General features: G+C 44.7%; 1 protein-coding gene. It reads left to right on the top strand.

Annotated elements, in window-relative coordinates; all coding sequences use genetic code 11:
• Window positions 1–176: 176 nt before the first annotated feature.
• Window positions 177–946, top strand: a 770-nt coding sequence (locus ACTHUE_RS19480; RefSeq protein ID WP_440424223.1) for a (Fe-S)-binding protein, incomplete at its 3' end; no start/stop codon positions are given.

Here is a 946-nt window from a genome sequence, read left to right as displayed (position 1 = left end):
CTTATTGATAGTGGTTATTATGTAGATTATCAAGTTAATAAGGAAAAGGTGTTTGTTTGGTTTGTCATGCTTTTTTAATATTATTTTTTAAAATTAGACTTGACCCATTACAAGCAATTACTTAAAGTATCCATCTTATTTTTACACAAGAAAACGGGTTGTCCCGTTACAAAAAAATGAGTGCAATCAAACCACCACAAATCACCGTATTCGACAGCAAGCCAACTGATGCTTATTTCTTCGGTACTTGCGTTCTCGACCTTTTTATGCCAGAAGCAGGCATGGATGCCATCACTTTAATCGAACAACAGGGTATCCGTATCCATTATCCGATGGAACAAAGCTGCTGCGGCCAACCGGCCTATTCGTCAGGTCATCCTAAAGAAGCCTTTGATGTTGCCAAAGCGCAACTGGATTTATTCCCTGAAAATTGGCCGATTGTCGTGCCTTCCGGTTCTTGCGGCGGCATGATGAAACACCACTGGCCGACTTTGTTTAAAGGTACCGAGTACGAACAAAAAGCCATTGATTGCGCCAACCGTATCATTGAATTTACCCACTTCCTGCTGGCGATTGGTTACAAACCTGAAGATAAAGGTGAGCCGGTTAAAGTGGCTGTCCATACTTCCTGCGCGGCGCGTCGTGAGATGAATGTCCATGTGTCAGGCTGGCAGCTGATTGACGGCATGGAAAATGTTGAACGTATCGTTCACGACCATGAAAGCGAGTGCTGCGGTTTTGGCGGTACATTCTCTGTGAAACAAGCCGATATTTCCGGTGCGATGGTAACCGACAAAGTCGCAGCCTTAAAAGAAACAGGCGCAACTGAAATCATCAGCGCGGACTGCGGCTGTATGATGAATATCGGCGGCAAAATTGCCAAAGACGAACCCAATATGCCACGTCCGAAACATATTGCATCTTTCCTGTTGGAACGTACCGGAGG

The organism is Neisseria sp. P0021.S005 (assembly GCF_051956955.1).
Note: the sequence above shows the minus strand (reverse complement) of the source record. Positions and strands in the feature narration are given on the sequence as shown.